The organism is Pasteurella oralis, from assembly GCF_002850605.1.
GTDB lineage: Bacteria > Pseudomonadota > Gammaproteobacteria > Enterobacterales > Pasteurellaceae > Pasteurella > Pasteurella oralis.
Window position 1 is genome coordinate 106,347 of sequence record NZ_NXGB01000003.1, and the last position, 17,665, is coordinate 124,011.

A 17,665-nucleotide genomic window follows, 5' to 3' on the forward strand; every position below is an offset into this window, starting at 1 on the left:
GTAAACTCTTATGGATACATTATTTAATCTGGCAAAAAGAATCCTAACCATTATTTCAGTCCTTATTTTAAGCGCATTAACCATAATCATTATTGTCTCTATTTTTGCGCGATTTTTAGGTAAATCATTATATTGGTATGACGAAGTTTCTGCCATATTACTGGCATGGCTTACATTTTATGGGGCAGCTTTGTGTGCACTAAATCGTAATCATATGGGGTTTGGTAATTTTGTTACTTCAATACCAATACATCTAAGAAAAATAATTTTTTGTATAACAGAAGTTCTAATTATTGGATTCTTTAGTCTATTAGCTTGGGCTGGGTTCTATGTTCTATCTATTTTTGGTGATGAAACATTAACGAGCCTTGATTTTATTTCTTTAGCAACAGCGCAATCTGCTTTGCCAATTGGTTGTGTATTATTTGTTATTGCAGAAGTGCTATCAATACCAAAAGCTTTTCATTCTATGGTGAAAGGCAAGACACAAGATGATGAAGAAATAGAACAAGCCTTAAGAGAAGTAGAAAGTAACGTAGAGATGAAAATGGCAAGGGAGAAAATACAATGATCGCATTCTTAGTCCTTATTGGTCTTATTATGCTTGTGATGATTAATGTGCCAATTGCTGTTGCTATCGGTATAGTATCTTTAGTCGGTATGTTAACTACTAATAGCTTTGATTCTGTATACAATGTTGCACTGTCAGTTTTTGATGGTGCCTCTAATTTTTCATTACTTGCAATTCCGCTTTTTATTCTTGCAGGCGTGCTGATGAATACAGGAGGGATCTCTGTCAGATTAATCAATTTCGTTAATGCGTTAATTGGCTTTGTCCGTGGTGGGCTTGCTATGGTCAATGTCGGTGTTTCAATGATCTTTGCTGAAATTTCTGGTTCGTCAGTTGCTGATGTTGCTGCATTAGGCTCTATCCTGATTCCAGCGATGAAAAAAAGAGGTTATAGCTCTAGTTTTTCAGCTGCAGTGACGTCATCTTCTGCTTCTTTGGCTGTCATCATCCCGCCATCTTTACCAATGATTATTTATGGTGCAATGGCTGATGTTTCGATTTCGAAATTATTTATTGCAGGACTTGCAGCAGGTGGGATTGCATCATTAGGGATGTTTGCGGTGTGTTATTATTACGCTGTTAAATATAACCTGCCTCGAGAAGAACATTTTAGCTTACGCAAATTATGTAGTGCTTTTAAAGATGCATTTTGGGCATTAACATTACCTGTACTTATTTTAGGAGGAATTATCTCAGGCTTTACTACAGCCACAGAAGCCGCTGGCTTAGCAGTATTATTAGCATTAATTATTGGTTTCTTTATTTATAAAGAATTATCAATTATTGCAGTTTATAAAGCATTAGTTGAGAGTGTAAATGGTACGTCTATTGTCATGTTACTTGTTGCAACCTCTGCTGTACTTGGTCTATTTTTAACAGAACAACAAGTTCCTCAGCAAATGGCATCGACGATTTTGAGCATATCTGATAATAAATATGTTGTGTTAATGATGTTAAATATTATGCTATTTATTATTGGAATGTTTTTACATGGTGCCGCAGCTATTATTCTCGTTGTCCCAATTGTTATGCCACTAATTAACCAGTTAGGCATTGATCCTATTCACTTTGGTATAATATTAACCCTTAATATCGCAGCAGGTCAGCAAACGCCACCAGTAGCCAGTGTCTTGATTACTGCCTCATCAATTGCTAAGAAAGACATTTGGAGTGTGACAAAAGATAATGTTTGGTTTATTGCAGTATTGTTGATGACATTAATGATGGTTACCTATATTCCAGCATTAACGACAGGGGTAGTAAGTCTATTATATTAAAAAGAGATATTGATGTATCCAAAAAAGGCCTAGTTTGATCTAGGCCTTTAGTTCTTATTATCACTTATTGATGAGGTTTAGAGCGATAATGCGCTCGAACTCTCTCAATTCGTCCAAATCGACATCTGAGATAAGTATGTACATATACTACTTTCGTTAGCATATAATTCCTTATGTATTGTTGTTGAAGAACTATTCGCACGGATATGATTAAAATATCAGTCTTATTGAAAAAGGAGTCAGATAGTAGTACACTCATCAATCCTTAATAGATATGTGTGCTTTTATTTGTTTCAAATGGAAGTTCTTAATATCCATTATCCTAGCCAATACTGGCAGGTATTGGCTACCCCGTTAAAAAAATACTTTTAGTATTAATTTAAAATATAGTCATAAAGAAGAGCTAAAAATAAGTTAGGGAAATTCTAGATCAAAAGTTTTGTGATTGCAAGGGCGAAGAAGAGAAAATGTGAGTAAATAAAGAAAAATAAACTTGCAATATAATGAAGTGAGTTAAAAAAAATGAGAACTGAATCCGAGTTCCCTAACAAGAATACAAAATTTATTTTCCAGTATTTTGCTAAAGCAGGAACTTTTAGTATATATGTGGCACGCCCTATTGGATTCGAACCAATGACCTACGGCTTAGAAGGCCGTTGCTCTATCCAGCTGAGCTAAGGGCGCATTTCAAATGGATATCTAAATTGGGGAAGTGGTCGGCGAGATAGGATTTGAACCTACGACCCACTGGTCCCAAACCAGTTGCGCTACCAAGCTGCGCTACTCGCCGACGAATGTGTAGCATTATAGTTTTCTTTTAATTCCAGTCAATTAATTTTTTCTATTTTTCATTCAATCGCACAAATTAATCTCAATTTCACTTACATTTGAACTAGTTTTCTGACAAAATAGCAAACGTTTTCTTTCACTAAATTAAAGGACAGATTAATGACTGCACAAGTGATTTCTGGCACAGAATTGTCTAAAAAAATTAAATCAGATATAGCACAAAAAATACAACAATATATACAACAAGGTAAGCGTGCGCCAGGATTAGCGGTAATTCTTGTTGGAGCAGATCCCGCTTCACAAGTTTATGTTGGCAGTAAGCGTAAAAGTTGTGCAGAAATTGGGATTCAGTCCAAATCTTATGACTTGCCTGACGTGACTTCGGAAGATGAGTTATTAGCTTTAATTGAGCAACTTAATCAAGATAGAGAAGTTGATGGTATTTTAGTTCAGCTACCGTTACCGAAGCATATTGATAGTACGAAAGTAATTGAACGAATTGCACCAGAAAAAGATGTAGATGGTTTTCATCCTTATAATGTTGGGCGTTTATGTCAGCGTATTCCTACATTACGCGCTTGTACTCCTTACGGTGTGATGAAATTATTAGAAACGACGAGTATTAATTTATATGGACAACATGCTGTTATTGTTGGCGCGTCAAATATCGTAGGTAGACCGATGGCATTAGAGTTATTGTTAGCAGGTTGCACGGTGACAGTGACTCATCGTTTTACCAAAGATCTTGAACATCATGTACGTCAAGCAGATATTTTAGTTGTGGCAGTAGGTAAGCCACAGTTTATTCATGGTGATTGGGTAAAAGAAGGTGCAGTGGTCATTGATGTTGGTATCAATCGTATCGAGGGTAAACTCGTTGGTGATGTGGAATATGATGTTGCAGCAGAAAAAGCCAGCTATATTACACCAGTTCCCGGCGGTGTTGGTCCAATGACAGTGGCAATGTTAATGTTTAATACATTAGCAGCTTATGAAATGCAGACATCATAAGCAGATGATGAGAAAAAAGTGCGGTCGATTTTGACCGTCTTTTTTTAGCTTGTGTATTTATTTACATTTGAGTCTAGAGGGTAATCATGCAAGTCGGAAAGCAGAATGTTATTGAAAATAGAAATTATAGTGTAAAAGAAGCAATAACTTTTGTTGAAAAAATTAACATTTAAGATCAGAGTTGACTTTGCTAAGCAGAATTTTAAGTGATAAAAAGACGCTACTGATAGCGCAGCGTCTTTTTATAGATATTTCTGATTCTGATTTAGAACGGGATATTATCTTCTTCAAAGCCCATATCCATTGGTGGTTCATTTTGCGGTGCGGGCTTTTGTGCTGGACGGGCAGGTTGTGAGCTAAAGTTATTGCCATAGTTGCCACCAGCAGGTGCATTGTATTGTGATGCAGAGGCTTGAGGTGCATAGCCACCTGCTTGTGGTCGATCGTTGCGGCTGTCTAGCATTTGTAGAACATCACCTTGGATTTCGGTAGTATAGCGATCTTGGCCATTCTGATCCTGCCACTTACGCGTTCTTAAACGCCCTTCAACATACACTTTTGAACCTTTGCGTAAATATTCCCCCGCCACTTCAGCCTGACGGCGGTAGAACACGATGCGGTGCCATTCTGTGATTTCACGACGTTCGTTAGTGTTTTTATCAATCCAGCTTTCGCTTGTTGCAACACTAATATTCGCTACGGCTTCACCATTTGGCATTGTGCGAATTTCAGGATCATTGCCTAAATTTCCCACGATAATTACTTTATTTACTCCAGCCATATAATCCTCTTTCTCATTTTGAATTGGGGTGAAAATTCTTATTATTTTGCCCTAAAATAATAAAAAAATCTATGTTTAAAACAAGTGTAACTGGATATTTGCACAGTTATTTGAGAATATGCGATAATGATCGCAATTTGAACACTTGCTAATGGCTTTTTATATTTATGGATAAAATTGAAGTACGTGGGGCGAGAACCCATAATTTAAAGAATATTAACTTAACTATTCCACGTGATAAATTAATTGTAATTACAGGTCTTTCCGGTTCAGGAAAATCTTCTTTGGCGTTTGATACTTTATATGCAGAAGGGCAGCGTCGTTATGTAGAATCCCTTTCTGCCTATGCACGCCAATTCTTGTCTTTAATGGAAAAGCCCGATGTGGATCATATTGAAGGGCTATCTCCCGCGATTTCGATTGAACAAAAATCAACTTCTCATAATCCGCGTTCGACTGTGGGGACTGTCACTGAAATCCACGATTATCTACGTTTGTTATTTGCTAGAGTCGGTGAGCCACGCTGTCCGACTCATCAAGTTGCGTTAACTGCACAAACAATTAGTCAAATGGTAGATAAAGTGTTGAGCTTACCTGAGGACAGTCGAATGATGTTACTTGCGCCAGTAGTCAAGGAGCGTAAAGGTGAACACGTGAAATTGCTCGAACAAATTGCATCACAAGGGTATATTCGTGCACGAATTGATGGCGAGATTTGTGATTTGTCGGATGCACCTAAATTAGAATTACATAAAAAGCATACTATTGAGGTAGTAGTAGACCGTTTTAAAGTGCGTGCTGATTTATCCACAAGATTAGCGGAATCTTTTGAAACTGCATTGGAATTATCGGGTGGTACAGCCGTAGTTGCTTCAATGGATGATAGTAGCGCTGAGGAATTAGTATTCTCTGCAAATTTTGCTTGCCCACATTGTGGTTATTCTGTACCAGAATTAGAGCCACGCTTATTTTCTTTTAATAATCCTGCGGGTGCTTGTCCAACTTGCGATGGACTAGGTGTGCAACAATATTTTGATGAAAAAAGAGTAGTACAAAATCCAAGTATTTCTCTGGCAAGTGGCGCAGTGAAAGGCTGGGATCGTCGTAATTTTTATTATTATCAAATGCTGACTTCATTGGCAAAACATTACGATTTTGATATTGAATTGCCATTTGAAGCATTACCGAAAAGAGTGCAGCACATTATTTTAAACGGTTCGGGTAAAGAAGAAATTGAATTTCAGTATATGAATGATCGTGGTGATGTTGTTGTACGACACCATGCTTTTGAAGGTATTTTGAATAATATGTCACGCCGTTATAAAGAGACAGAATCAATGTCAGTGCGTGAAGAATTAGCCAAAAATATTAGTACTTGCCCTTGTCATGATTGTAGCGGTTCTCGATTACGCCAAGAAGCTCGCCATGTGTATATTGGTAGCACAAATTTGCCAGAAGTAGCAGAGAAGAGTATTGGTGAAACGCTACAATTTTTTACTGAGCTAAGTTTAACTGGGCAGCGGGCGCAAATCGCTGAAAAAATCTTGAAAGAAATTAAGGAACGATTACAGTTTTTAGTGAATGTCGGTTTGGATTATCTTTCTCTTTCGCGCTCAGCAGAAACATTGTCAGGTGGTGAGGCACAGCGCATTCGTTTAGCAAGCCAAATTGGTGCGGGCTTAGTGGGGGTGATGTATGTATTAGATGAACCTTCAATTGGTTTACACCAACGCGATAATGAACGTTTGTTAAATACGTTGATTCACTTGCGTAATTTGGGCAATACGGTCATTGTAGTTGAGCATGATGAAGATGCCATTATGGCGGCAGATCATATCATTGATATTGGTCCGGGAGCAGGTGTGCATGGGGGGCAAGTAGTTGCGGAAGGAACAGCAAAAGCTATTATGGCAAATCCGCATTCGATTACAGGTAAATTTTTATCTGGTATTGAAAAGATCGAAATTCCGCAAAAACGGACCGCACTTGATAGGAAGAAAGTACTTAAATTAAATGGTGCTACAGGGAATAACTTAAAAGCAGTCAATTTAGAAATTCCAGTGGGATTGTTTACTTGTGTGACAGGGGTATCAGGTTCAGGGAAATCCACATTGATTAATGATACCTTATTTCCTTTGGCGCAAAATGCTTTAAATCGCGCAGAAAATACACAATATGCACCTTATAAATCGATTTCAGGGTTGGAATTTTTTGATAAAGTGATTGATATTGACCAAAGTCCAATTGGTCGAACACCGCGTTCAAATCCTGCGACTTACACTGGATTATTTACACCAATTCGCGAGTTATTCTCAGGAGTGCCAGAAGCACGTGCACGAGGCTATAATCCCGGACGTTTTAGTTTTAATGTTCGTGGTGGGCGTTGTGAAGCTTGTCAGGGCGATGGGGTTATTAAAGTTGAAATGCACTTTTTGCCTGATGTCTATGTGCCTTGTGAACAATGCAAAGGCAAACGTTATAATCGCGAAACTTTAGAAATTCGTTATAAAGGCAAAACAATTCACCAAGTGCTAGAAATGACAGTGGAAGAAGCACGTGAGTTTTTTGATGCGATTCCACAAATTGCACGTAAGTTACAGACGTTGATGGATGTAGGGTTATCTTATATTCGTTTAGGTCAATCCTCCACGACCTTATCTGGTGGTGAAGCACAGCGCGTGAAGTTAGCAACTGAATTATCAAAACGTGATACAGGGAAAACCTTGTATGTGCTTGATGAACCTACGACAGGTTTGCATTTTGCTGATATTAAGCAGCTACTAACCGTGTTACATCGCTTACGTGATCAGGGCAATACGATAGTTGTGATTGAGCATAATCTAGATGTGATCAAAACAGCAGATTGGATCATTGATTTAGGTCCTGAAGGAGGAAGCGGTGGTGGTCAGATCATTGCAACAGGTACCCCAGAACAGGTTGCTGAGGTACAATGCTCACATACTGCACGTTTCTTAAAAACTATTTTGCAAAAAGGCTAAAAACTTAAATAGCTTTACGTTAAAATACAAGGGCTATTTAGCATTATTTTACACTCAATTTAGGAGAGTTATATGAAAAAAACAGTATTAGCACTTATGCTTTCATGTGGCGTCGCAGCATCAGCATTTGCTCATAGCCATGCGGCAGATCATAAGCACAGTGGTGAAATGTTAGAAGTGAAAGTCGAGTTACTTGATCCAGTCAAAGGTAATCAGGATGCAGGTAAAGTTGTGATTACTGAATCCGCGTACGGTTTAGTCTTTACACCAGAATTAAAAGGATTAACGGTGGGTTTACATGGTTTCCATATTCACCAAAATCCAAGCTGTGAAGCAAAAGAAAAAGAAGGCAAGCTTGTTGCAGGTTTAGGCGCGGGTGGTCATTGGGATCCGAAAAATGCAGGTAAACATGGTTATCCATGGTCTGATGAAGCACATTTAGGTGATTTACCAGCGTTAACAGTAAATGCAGATGGTACATCGACTAACCCTGTGTTAGCTCCGCGCTTAAAACATTTAGATGAAGTAAAAGGTCGTTCAATCATGATTCATGCTGGTGGCGATAATCACTCAGATCATCCTGCACCATTAGGCGGTGGCGGTCCACGTATGGCTTGCGGTGTAATCAACTAAGTTGAGTTTTCTACCAATCAAAAGCCTAGCATTGTGCTAGGCTTTTTATGAGTTAAAGTGCGGTCTTGTTTTGTGAAAGTTTTAAGCTAAACGTTGGCGCACAATTTCAAATAGACATACGCCTGTCGCCACAGACACATTTAGAGAGGAAACTGAACCTGCCATTGGAATACTAATTAATTGATCGCAATGCTCACGAGTCAGGCGGCGCATGCCATCGCCTTCAGCTCCCATTACTAAAGCTAATCCTCCCGTTAATTTGGTTTGATATAAGGTTTCTGTTGCTTCACCAGCAGTACCGACGACCCAAATATTATGCTGCTGTTGTAAATCACGTAAAGTCCGTGCCAAATTCGTTACTCGGATTAAAGGCATCACTTCTGCTGCACCACAAGCAACTTTACGGGCAATAGAAGTGAGCTGTGCAGATTTATCTTTAGGGACAATCACTGCACAAACCCCAGCAGCATCAGCAGTGCGTAAACAAGCACCTAAATTATGTGGATCTGTGACACCATCAAGCACTAATAATAATGGGTGAGTTTTATTGGCTAAAATATTATCTAAATCGGCTTCATTGAGCTCTTTAGCAGACTGTACACGAGCGATAATTCCTTGATGAACTTCACCGTCTGCTTTTTTATCTAAGGTTTGCCGGTTTAAGAATTGCACTGAAATGCCTAAATTATGTAGTTCATTTAACAGTGGTTGTAAGCGCTTATCTTCGCGCCCTTTTAAAACATAGACTTCAATTAAGCGCTCTGGTGCATGATTTAAAAACGCACCCACTGCATGAATGCCATAAATATTTTCACTCATTTATTTTCTCTTTTTGGCTGATTTTGACTTTGTTTTGTTGCTAGATGATTTGTTTGAAACTTTTGATTTTCTGACCGCACTTTGGCGTCCTTTGCTTTTGTTGCGTTGCTTTTCAATACTTTCTGCATAACGCTGATTTTTCTTTATTTTATCTTTTAAGGTTTTACCTTGGCGTAGTGGCTTGCGTTCACTTGCCACTAAAGAAAAATCCACTTGACGTTGTTCAAGACTCACGGCTTCTACTTTAATACGTACTTTGTCACCAAGTCGATAGATCATACCACTATTTTCACCAATTAAGCGCTGCTTAGCTAAGTCAAATTGGTAATAATCATTATCTAAAGTCGAAATATGTACCAAACCATCGATGAATAAATCATCTAAGCGTACGAATAAGCCAAAGCCAGTGACAGAAGAAATAACACCACTAAACTCTTCACCGACATGATCTTGCATGTACTCACATTTCAACCAGTCAGCAACATCTCGAGTCGCATCATCGGCACGACGTTCAGTCATTGAGCAATGATCACCTAATAGATCCATTTCATCGAAGGAATAATGATATCCTCCAGTATCGGTTGTTTTGCGTTTTGAACCTTTTAATTTAGCTAAAATATATTTAATGCCACGATGGAGGGTTAAGTCAGGATAGCGCCGAATTGGTGAAGTAAAATGCGCGTATTCTTCTAAAGCCAGACCAAAATGACCAATATTATCAGGTGAATAAACAGCTTGGCTTAATGAGCGCAATAACATAGTTTGAATCAGTTCATGATCAGGACGTTCTCGTACTTGCTCTAACAATTCGGCATAATCAGCGGTTGTTGGTTTCGTACCACCACCTAAGCCTAAACCACATTCATTCAAGAAACCGCGGAAAGCGGTAATTTTTTCTTCACTTGGACCTGCATGAATACGGAATAGAGCAGGTTCTTGGTGTTTTTCAACAAAACTAGCCGCTGCAATATTGGCTAAGATCATACATTCTTCGATGATTTTATGTGCGTCATTACGAATAACAGGTTCAATACGTTCAATGCGTCCCATTTCATTAAAAACAAATTTACTTTCAATAGTTTCAAAATCAATGGCACCGCGTTGATGTCTTGCTGCGATAAGTGCTTGATACATTTTGTGTAGTTCTTGTAAATGCGGAACGAGGTTATGGTAACGCTCGCATAACTCTTGATCACCTTCCAGAATACGTGCAACTTTGGTATAGGTTAAACGTGCATGCGAGTTCATAACAGCTTCGTAAAATGTATAACCCGTGATTTTGCCTTTAGTTGAAACGTTAAGCTCACAGACCATACATAAACGGTCGACTTGTGGATTGAGTGAACAAAGTCCATTAGAGAGAATTTCGGGTAGCATTGGTACAACTCGGTTTGGAAAATATACCGAGTTACCGCGTGCATGTGCTTCGGCATCTAGTGCGCTACGTAGGCGCACATAATAGCTCACATCAGCAATTGCGACCCAAAGGGTCCAGCCACCACCTCGTTTTTTCTGACAAAAAACCGCATCATCAAAATCACGTGCATCTTCGCCATCAATAGTCACTAATGGGAATTGACGTAAATCGACGCGACCTTCTTTTGCTTGTTCTGGTACTTCTTCACTGAGTTTTGCGACTTGTTTTAACACCGCTTCAGGGAATTGGTGTGGGATATCGTGATTACGAATCGCAATTTCAACTTCCATACCTTTTGCCATGTTTTCGCCCAGTACTTCAGTAATCATACCGACAGGTTGAGTAAATGTCGCAGTACGAGGTTTTAATTCAACTACGACGACTTGTCCCATACGTGCACCTTGACGATGTTCATTTGGGATCAAAATATCGCGATTAATACGACTATCATCAGGCACAACATAGCCAATACCATCTTCAAGGAAAAAACGCCCTACAATTTGTTTTTTACGTTGTTGTAATACACGGACGATACGGACTTCTTGGCGACCTCGTCGATCAAATCCATTTGGTTGAGCAAGCACATAATCGCCATGCATGACACGTTGCATTTGGTTATTTGGGATGAACCAATCGCTGTCTTTGCCTTCCACTTGTAGAAAACCATAGCCATCACGATGACCTAATACGCTGCCTTTTAATAAATCTAATTTTTCTGGTAGGGCATAACGTTTACGTTTAGTAAAAACAAGTTGCCCATCATTTTCCATCGCACGTAAACGGCGGCGCATGGCTTCTTGTTGTTCTTCTTGTTTAAGTGAAAATATGGCGAATAACTCTTCTTTTGAAATAGGGGCATTATGTTGGCGAATAATGTCGAGGATGAATTCACGGCTAGGGATAGGGTTTTCATATTTGGCAAGTTCTTCTTGATAGTTAGGATCTTGCGATAACTTACTTTTCTTAATCTTTGACATAGGTTGTTCCTTTTTCAAATGAAAAACGACATACATTAAACTAGCGCAAGTTTGACACTCCGCTACCGTGAAAGCAAGCACAATACTAGGTAGAGAGAGAATCAATTGGATATTATGCTATTAAAGAATGCTTAAATAGGAAAGACAAGGCAATTTTCGATAATTTACAGAAAATTTTCTGTTATAAAGGTACATTTTTTGGTACATTTATGACAATTTTTTCAATACTCAAACTCGAGTATTCATCATTCAATTTAGTTCAGCGGAATTCTTATGTTATTCAAAAAAATTCGTGGTTTATTTTCAAATGATCTGTCGATTGATCTTGGTACAGCTAATACTCTCATTTATGTTAAAGGGCAGGGTATTGTCTTAGATGAGCCTTCTGTCGTGGCTATTCGGCAAGAGCGTTCTGGTGCGTTAAAAAGTATTGCTGCTGTCGGTAAAGATGCAAAATTGATGTTAGGACGTACGCCCAAAAGCATTGCCGCAATCCGCCCAATGAAAGACGGGGTAATTGCCGATTTTTTTGTGACTGAGAAAATGTTGCAATATTTTATTAAACAAGTACATAGCGGTAACTTTATGCGACCAAGTCCACGTGTTTTAGTATGTGTACCTGCTGGCGCGACTCAGGTTGAGCGCCGTGCGATTAAAGAATCCGCTATTGGCGCGGGTGCGCGTGAAGTTTATTTAATCGAAGAACCAATGGCAGCCGCTATTGGTGCTAAGTTACCTGTATCGACGGCAACAGGTTCAATGGTGATTGATATCGGTGGCGGTACTACTGAAGTGGCAGTGATTTCATTAAATGGTATCGTTTATTCCTCTTCTGTACGCATTGGTGGTGATCGTTTTGATGAGGCCATTATTTCTTATGTACGCAAAACATTTGGTTCAATTATTGGTGAGCCAACTGCAGAACGTATTAAACAAGAGATTGGAACTGCATGTATCCAAGATGGCGATGAAATTCGTGAAATTGAGGTGCATGGTCATAATTTAGCAGAAGGGGCACCTCGTTCCTTTAAATTAACTTCTCGTGATGTATTGGAAGCTATTCAACAGCCTTTAAATGGTATTGTTGCGGCAGTACGTACAGCACTAGAAGAATGCCAGCCAGAGCATGCTGCAGATATTTTTGAGCGCGGTATGGTTTTAACTGGCGGTGGCGCGCTTATTCGTAATATTGATGCGTTGCTTTCGAAAGAAACTGGCGTGCCAGTCATTATTGCTGAAGATCCATTAACTTGTGTTGCACGCGGTGGTGGTGAAGCGTTAGAAATGATTGATATGCACGGTGGCGATATTTTTAGTGACGATATTTAATTTCATACAAAAGTGCGGTAAATTTGACCGCACTTTTCCTCACCTTTTTATTGCTGACATTACTAGTCTGATTCAGGTATGAAACCCATTTTTGGAAAGGCTCCGCCTTTAGGTCTTCGTTTAATTTTAGCTATTATTGCATCTATCGCATTAATTGTGTCTGATGGACAAACTAATGCGATGATTAAAGCTCGTAGTGTTATGGAAACAGCAATTGGTGGATTATATTACCTTGCTAATACACCTCGTACTGTACTGGATGAAGTGTCTGATAACTTAGTTGATACGAATAAACTACAAATTGAAAACAAAGTGTTACGTGATCAGCTACGCGAAAAAAATGCAGATTTATTGTTATTAGATCAACTTAAAGTCGAAAACCAGCGTCTTCGTTTACTCCTTAACTCACCTTTACGTACTGATGAATATAAGAAAATTGCTGAAGTACTGACCGCAGAAACCGATGTTTATCGTAAACAAGTTGTTATCAATCAAGGGCAGCGTGATGGCGCTTATGTTGGTCAGCCAATTATTGATGAAAAAGGTATCGTTGGACAAATTGTTTCTGTGGGCGAAAATACGAGTCGTGTATTGTTATTGACTGATGTAACCCATTCGATTCCAGTACAAGTATTACGCAATGATGTGCGTTTAATTGCAAGTGGCACAGGACGTAATGATGAATTAACGTTAGATAATGTGCCTCGTTCAGTGGATATTGTAAAAGGTGATTTATTGGTTACATCGGGATTAGGTGGACGTTTTTTGGAAGGCTATCCTGTTGCAATTGTTGAATCTGTATCACGTGATGGGCAAAATTATTTTGCTACAGTCACGGCAAAACCATTGGCTTCTATAGAACGCTTACGTTACGTATTATTATTGTGGCCAACGAATGAAGAGATGCGAAAAGTTCAATCTATTTCACCAGAGGATATTCGTCGCACAGTACAGCAACGTTTAGAAAACCAAGGCGCAGAAGCGGATAAAGTGAAAAAAACATTAGTAAAAGAAGAAGTAGATAATCATTTACCTGTAGGGGAAGATGTTAACCCAATCTTAGAGAATCCAGCCGAAAATAATCAAGCATTACCTGTGTCAGAGCCACAACAAAGAGAGGAAGAGTAATGGAAAAGCGCTTTTTATTACAATGGTTAATCCTCATTTGTACTTTTATTGTGGCATTAGTGATGGAAATTGCGCCTTGGCCTGCAGATTTCCAAAATTTTAAACCAGCTTGGTTAGTCTTAGTCTTGTTATACTGGGCGCTTTCAGTACCAAATAAAGTGAGTATTGGAACGGCATTTGTACTTGGTGTGGTTTGGGATTTAGTACTTGGCTCAATTTTAGGTGTACATGCATTAGTCTTATCGGTGTTTATTTATTTAGTTGCTTTAAATCACCTGATTTTACGTAATTTATCTTTGTGGATGCAAAGCTTGCTCGTAGTTTGCTTTGTATTTGCTATCAGAATTAGCATTTTTCTAATTGAACTATTCTTGCATAGTGCTGCATTTAATTGGCAAGAGATTTATGGGGCGCTGGCGAGTGGTCTATTATGGCCTTGGGTCTTTCTATTACTTCGCCGTATTCGTCGCCAATTACAATTACGTTAACAATAAATTGTGAGTAATTTTATACTATTGTTCTGTTTGACTCAGATGAGCGAATTTCTTTCTTGTGAAAGATCGTCTAACTTGGAGCTAAAAATAAGGCAGCTGATGTTAAGCTGCCTTTTTGATTGAATTGGTGTTGTATTATCAGTCACAATATTATTTAAGAAATAAACTGAGATCTTCCTCTTCAACTTCTTGTCCCTTTTTCCATTCTATTGTGCTAAATAATCCTAATGAATTATCGACTAAACGTACATATTCTAATTCAATTTCCCATACTGAAAGTCGGCGGATGAGCTGATGAGAGTAAGTCTCTTCGTAGAGTTGGAAAGCAGTTTCCGCTTCTTTACCATAGAGCTGTTTGGATTTGCCAGTAAATTGCACACCTTGCAATGAAGGAACAAAGCGAGTAGGAACAAAAATCGTCCCTGCTACTTGAGGATTTTTCATGATGATTTTAGCATGATGAGTTTGTTCACCAGTCACATAAATTAATCGCTTCAAGTCTTCATCAAAGACATAGTAAAGTCCGTTTGCCCAAGGTAAGTCGTTTTCTGTACAGGCAAGAGTAAATGCATATTGCTTTTTAATAAAGTCCACAAGGCGTTTTTGCATGTTTTATTCTCATTATTTTTACAAAAGCGTTTTTTAAAATCCTTGGTATTCTGACACAATTTTGTACAGTGAGTAAATAACTTTTATCAGGGAATACAAGGATATAGCTATTTTTGTTATTCCGGATAAATGTACTTGTTTTTTTTATTTAATGAAATACATGGAGTTGACAAAAGGAATGAAGATTATCTTTTGTTGGCAGAGAAGCTGTTTTAATTTTATTCGTGATTAGTTAACAGATTACTGTTAATGCAAATGATCACTTAAAGGAACCAATTGATGTGAAGTAAAATTGAGATCTGAAATTAAAAAAGAGATGGGATTCCATCTCTTTTTTAAAATTAGCGTAAAAATACAGGAATTTTACTTTCATATTCGGCAATTTTACTTTCATGTTGTAATGTTAAGCCAATATTGTCTAAACCATTTAATAAGCAATGGCGGCGGAAACTATCGATTTCAAATGGATAAATTTTGCCATTTGCCCTGACTGTTTGTGCTTCCAAATCTACAGTAATTTTCGCCCCTTCATTGGTGACTACAAATTTAAATAATTCGTCTACTTCTTGCTCACTTAAACGAATAGGTAACATCTGGTTATTTAAACTATTACCGTAAAAAATATCAGCAAAACTTGGTGCAATAATGACACGAATACCATAATCATCGAGCGCCCAAGGTGCGTGTTCACGAGAAGAACCACAACCAAAATTTTCACGAGCTAATAAAATACTTGCACCTTGATAGCGAGGATAGTTAAGTACGAAATCTGGATTGGGTTGCTTTCCTTCATCATCTAAGAAACGCCACTCATGGAATAAATGCGCGCCAAAGCCAGCTCGAGTCACTTTTTGTAAAAATTGTTTTGGAATAATTGCGTCGGTATCGACATTCGACGCATCAAGTGGAACAGCGATACCAGTATGTTGTTTAAATTCTTTAGGCATATCGTTTTTCTCTCTTAATTACTGTTATCTTTACTTTTACCATTATCGTTACTTGCGTCCTCTCTCTTTTTGGCTTGTACAAAAAAGGAGTAAAAACACACTCTGATTAAACTACTTTTATCTCTTTCCGTGTGGATTTTCTTCACGGAAAATAAGTTGTCTCCACTTTGCTACGCAACATTATTCCCCTAAAAATTCCCACTGCATTTGGGCAAGTTTACATGGGGTGATCGTTGAGTAGCTGTGAAAAGTACGGTTGATTTTAACAAGTTTAATTTAATTCCACGTTGCGAATATCAACAAACTTACCATAAACCGCTGCCGCCGCTGCCATTGCTGGGCTAACTAAGTGAGTACGTCCTCCACGCCCTTGGCGCCCTTCGAAATTACGGTTACTTGTTGAAGCGCAACGCTCACCTGGTACGAGTCGATCATTGTTCATAGCTAAACACATTGAACAGCCTGGTAAGCGCCATTCAAAACCTGCTTCAATAAAGATTTTATCTAAGCCTTCTTTTTCTGCTTGTTCACGTACTAAACCTGAGCCGGGTACGACGAGAGCTTGGACACCTGCTGCGACTTTACGCCCTTTAGCTATCGCTGCTGCTGCACGCAAATCTTCAATACGTGAATTAGTGCAAGAACCAATGAAAACTTTGTCAATCGTAACATCTGTTAATTTGATACTATGTGGTAAGTTCATATAAGCCAAAGCTTTTTCTGCTGATTGGCGTTCGATTGGATCAGCCATCTCAGCAGGGTTGGGGATGGTTTGCTCAATACCAATGACTTGTCCGGGATTCGTTCCCCAAGTAACTTGAGGCTGAATGTCGCTAGCTTCTAAAGTCACTATTGTGTCAAATTGCGCATCGTCATCGCTATACAACGTTTGCCAATAAGTGAGAGCATCATCCCAATCTTTACCTTTTGGTGCATAGGGTTTATCTTTCAAATAAGCAAATGTGGTTTCATCTGGCGCAATAATGCCCGATTTGGCACCTAATTCAATCGCCATATTACACACAGTCATGCGACCTTCCATAGAAAGATCACGAATAGCTTCACCACAGAATTCCACAACATGCCCTGTGCCACCACCCATTGTTGTTTTGCCGATAATAGCTAGCACGATATCTTTAGCTGTTATGCCTTCACGTACTTTACCGCGTACCTCAATTTTCATTTTTTTCGCACGGGCTTGCTTAATGGTTTGGGTGGCTAACACATGTTCTACTTCCGAGGTACCAATACCAAAAGCTAATGCTCCAAATGCGCCATGCGTTGCAGTGTGAGAATCACCACATACAATGGTCATACCGGGTAAGGTTAAGCCTTGTTCAGGTCCCATAACATGTACGATCCCTTGATTGATATGGTTAATATCATAAAGGGTGATACCAAATTGATCGGTATTTTTGGCTAATTCCACCATTTGAATACGCCCCATTTCACCAGAGCCAGCTAAATCACGGCTATCAGTAGGCACGTTATGATCCATTGTTGCGACAGTTTTACTTGGTTGACGAACTGCTCGTCCCATTGCTCGTAAACCATCAAAGGCTTGTGGCGATGTGACTTCATGTACCAAATGGCGATTAATATAAATCAGCGGTGTTTCACCAGCAGATTCGTGGACGATATGAGCGTCAAAGAGTTTTTCGTATAGGGTTTTGGACATTGTATTATTCCTAATAAAGTTTGGGATTTAATGATGTTATTCTTCATGCTTTCTCTATTACTTTTCTTTGTTTGACCAAAGAAAAGTAACCAAAAGAAAGGTGCCCCTGCGATTTTGCTTTTCTTTACTTAAAGGACATTTTCCTAAAAGTTTCCTGACACTCAGGCGAAACCGAAGGGAATTTATCTGAATATCAATGAAAAGTG

General features: G+C 38.7%; 14 protein-coding genes and 2 tRNA genes. 8 read left to right on the forward strand and 8 right to left on the reverse strand.

The features are described 5' to 3' along the window. The first annotated feature begins 10 nt into the window (after nt 1–10). Complete coding sequence (locus C0975_RS04840; protein WP_101775266.1) at nt 11–571, forward strand: TRAP transporter small permease; 561 nt, start codon at nt 11–13, stop codon at nt 569–571. Then, entirely contained in the window at nt 568–1,848 is a 1,281-nt protein-coding gene (locus C0975_RS04845; protein ID WP_101775267.1) for a TRAP transporter large permease, read from the forward strand. Before C0975_RS04840 ends, C0975_RS04845 begins: the two co-directional genes overlap by 4 nt. Before the next feature lie 607 nt (nt 1,849–2,455). Here the strand turns inward: C0975_RS04845 and C0975_RS04850 are convergent. Next, nucleotides 2,456–2,532 (reverse strand) — tRNA-Arg (locus C0975_RS04850). 29 nt (nt 2,533–2,561) lie between these two features. Further along, a tRNA-Pro gene (locus C0975_RS04855) sits at nt 2,562–2,638 on the reverse strand. Between the two features lie 158 nt (nt 2,639–2,796). Between C0975_RS04855 and folD the strand changes: the two genes are divergently transcribed. Then, on the forward strand, nt 2,797–3,648 hold the full coding sequence (gene folD, locus C0975_RS04860) for a bifunctional methylenetetrahydrofolate dehydrogenase/methenyltetrahydrofolate cyclohydrolase FolD (RefSeq protein ID WP_101775268.1): 852 nt from the start codon (nt 2,797–2,799) through the stop codon (nt 3,646–3,648). A gap of 265 nt (nt 3,649–3,913) precedes the next feature. Here folD and C0975_RS04865 read toward each other — a convergent pair whose 3' ends face one another. After that, nucleotides 3,914–4,429, reverse strand: a complete 516-nt coding sequence (locus tag C0975_RS04865; RefSeq protein WP_101775269.1) for a single-stranded DNA-binding protein — start codon at nt 4,427–4,429, stop codon at nt 3,914–3,916. Nucleotides 4,430–4,596: 167 nt separating this feature from the next. Here C0975_RS04865 and uvrA point away from each other — a divergent pair, with 167 nt between their 5' ends. Together uvrA and sodC are read left to right on the forward strand one after the other, a co-directional pair. Next, nucleotides 4,597–7,428: an excinuclease ABC subunit UvrA gene (uvrA, locus tag C0975_RS04870; RefSeq protein ID WP_101775270.1), complete on the forward strand. Its 2,832-nt coding sequence runs from the start codon at nt 4,597–4,599 to the stop codon at nt 7,426–7,428. 72 nt (nt 7,429–7,500) lie between these two features. Then, nucleotides 7,501–8,061: a superoxide dismutase family protein gene (sodC, locus tag C0975_RS04875; RefSeq protein WP_101775271.1), complete on the forward strand. Its 561-nt coding sequence runs from the start codon at nt 7,501–7,503 to the stop codon at nt 8,059–8,061. An 81-nt stretch (nt 8,062–8,142) separates the two neighbouring features. Here sodC and rlmB read toward each other — a convergent pair whose 3' ends face one another. Together rlmB and rnr are read right to left on the reverse strand one after the other, a co-directional pair. Further along, on the reverse strand, nt 8,143–8,880 hold the full coding sequence (rlmB, locus tag C0975_RS04880; RefSeq protein ID WP_101775272.1) for a 23S rRNA (guanosine(2251)-2'-O)-methyltransferase RlmB: 738 nt from the start codon (nt 8,878–8,880) through the stop codon (nt 8,143–8,145). Beyond that, entirely contained in the window at nt 8,881–11,274 is a 2,394-nt protein-coding gene (gene rnr / locus C0975_RS04885; protein ID WP_101775273.1) for a ribonuclease R, read from the reverse strand. It abuts the gene before it with no gap. Nucleotides 11,275–11,547: 273 nt separating this feature from the next. Between rnr and C0975_RS04890 the strand changes: the two genes are divergently transcribed. The 3 genes from C0975_RS04890 to mreD all read left to right on the forward strand — a co-directional run bounded on the left by C0975_RS04890 (nt 11,548) and on the right by mreD (nt 14,219). Continuing rightward, complete coding sequence (locus tag C0975_RS04890; RefSeq protein WP_101775274.1) at nt 11,548–12,603, forward strand: rod shape-determining protein; 1,056 nt, start codon at nt 11,548–11,550, stop codon at nt 12,601–12,603. A 78-nt stretch (nt 12,604–12,681) separates the two neighbouring features. After that, entirely contained in the window at nt 12,682–13,731 is a 1,050-nt protein-coding gene (gene mreC / locus C0975_RS04895; protein ID WP_101775275.1) for a rod shape-determining protein MreC, read from the forward strand. Next, nucleotides 13,731–14,219, forward strand: coding sequence for a rod shape-determining protein MreD (gene mreD, locus C0975_RS04900; RefSeq protein WP_101775276.1), 489 nt, complete (start codon nt 13,731–13,733; stop codon nt 14,217–14,219). Before mreC ends, mreD begins: the two co-directional genes overlap by 1 nt. A 156-nt stretch (nt 14,220–14,375) precedes the next feature. Here mreD and C0975_RS04905 read toward each other — a convergent pair whose 3' ends face one another. The 3 genes from C0975_RS04905 to leuC form a co-directional block, all read right to left on the reverse strand. Further along, nucleotides 14,376–14,834, reverse strand: a complete 459-nt coding sequence (locus C0975_RS04905) for a pyridoxamine 5'-phosphate oxidase family protein (protein WP_101775277.1) — start codon at nt 14,832–14,834, stop codon at nt 14,376–14,378. Nucleotides 14,835–15,175: 341 nt separating this feature from the next. Continuing rightward, nucleotides 15,176–15,781: a 3-isopropylmalate dehydratase small subunit gene (gene leuD / locus C0975_RS04910; RefSeq protein WP_101775278.1), complete on the reverse strand. Its 606-nt coding sequence runs from the start codon at nt 15,779–15,781 to the stop codon at nt 15,176–15,178. A gap of 271 nt (nt 15,782–16,052) precedes the next feature. Continuing rightward, on the reverse strand, nt 16,053–17,459 hold the full coding sequence (gene leuC, locus C0975_RS04915) for a 3-isopropylmalate dehydratase large subunit (RefSeq protein ID WP_101775279.1): 1,407 nt from the start codon (nt 17,457–17,459) through the stop codon (nt 16,053–16,055). Nucleotides 17,460–17,665 lie beyond the last annotated feature (206 nt).